The organism is Falsihalocynthiibacter sp. CO-5D18 (genome assembly GCF_041205445.1).
In the GTDB taxonomy this organism is placed as follows: Bacteria; Pseudomonadota; Alphaproteobacteria; order Rhodobacterales; family Rhodobacteraceae; genus Falsihalocynthiibacter; species Falsihalocynthiibacter arcticus.
The window spans coordinates 1-1,196 of the sequence record NZ_JBGFCF010000062.1 but is presented as its reverse complement, the minus strand read 5'-3'; the positions used below and the strand labels follow the sequence as shown (position 1 = coordinate 1,196).

Below are 1,196 nucleotides of genomic sequence, written 5' to 3'. Positions count from 1 at the left end.
TCAAGCAGCTAATGCTTACTCGATGATTTTAGAGACAACACCGGAACCAACAGTGCGGCCGCCTTCGCGGATCGCAAAGCGCAGGCCAGCTTCCATGGCGATTGGCGCGATCAGTTCAACTGTGAACTTCAAGTTGTCGCCTGGCATTACCATTTCTGTGCCTTCAGGAAGCGTAACTGTGCCCGTTACGTCCGTTGTGCGGAAGTAAAACTGTGGACGGTAGTTCGCAAAGAACGGCGTGTGACGGCCACCCTCTTCTTTGGTCAAAATATAGACCTCAGCTTCAAACTTCGTGTGTGGCTTAACAGAACCGGGCTTACAAAGGATCTGACCACGCTCAACACCTTCACGGTCAACACCGCGAAGAAGCGCACCAATGTTGTCACCAGCTTCACCGCGATCAAGCAGTTTGCGGAACATTTCAACACCAGTACAAGTGGTTGTTGTTGTGTCTTTGAGACCAACGATTTCGATGGAATCCCCAACGTTAACAACACCGCGCTCGATACGGCCAGTCACAACAGTACCGCGACCAGAGATTGAGAACACGTCCTCGATTGGCATCAAGAAAGGTTCGTCAATCGCACGTGGAGGCTGTGGAATGAAGGAATCAACCGCCGCCATCAACTCAGCGATTTTCTTGGCGCCGATTTCTTCGTCACGGTCTTCCAAAGCAGCCAAAGCAGAACCAGCAATTACGGGGATGTTATCGCCGTCATAACCATACTCTGTGAGAAGCTCACGGATTTCCATTTCAACCAACTCAAGAAGCTCATCGTCGTCTACTTGGTCAACTTTGTTCATGAAGACAACCATTTCAGGGATGCCAACTTGGCGACCCAAAAGGATGTGCTCACGTGTTTGTGGCATCGGACCATCGGCGGCGTTCACAACCAAGATCGCGCCGTCCATTTGCGCCGCACCCGTGATCATGTTTTTCACATAGTCAGCGTGGCCCGGGCAATCAACGTGCGCATAGTGACGTGCTTCAGTCTCATACTCAACGTGTGCTGTCGAGATGGTGATGCCGCGTGCTTTTTCTTCGGGCGCGCCGTCAATTTGGTCGTATGCTTGGAAGTTGTCCGAAAACTGCTTCGTAATCGCAGCTGTCAAAGTCGTCTTACCGTGGTCAACGTGGCCGATTGTACCAATGTTACAATGCGGTTTGTTACGTTGGAATTTTTCCTTACCCATGA

At 51.0% G+C, this 1,196-nt stretch carries 1 protein-coding gene; it reads right to left on the bottom strand.

From position 1 onward, the window contains the following. Positions 1-15: 15 nt before the first annotated feature. Positions 16-1,194 (bottom strand): elongation factor Tu, encoded by a 1,179-nt coding sequence (tuf, locus tag AB9F27_RS21870; RefSeq protein WP_369758199.1) that lies wholly within the window; start codon positions 1,192-1,194, stop codon positions 16-18. Positions 1,195-1,196 lie beyond the last annotated feature (2 nt).

Coding starts and splice junctions, on each gene's coding strand:
- tuf (WP_369758199.1), bottom strand. CDS start 1,194: ATGGGTAAGGAAAAATTCCAACGTAACAAACCGCATTGTAACATTGGT.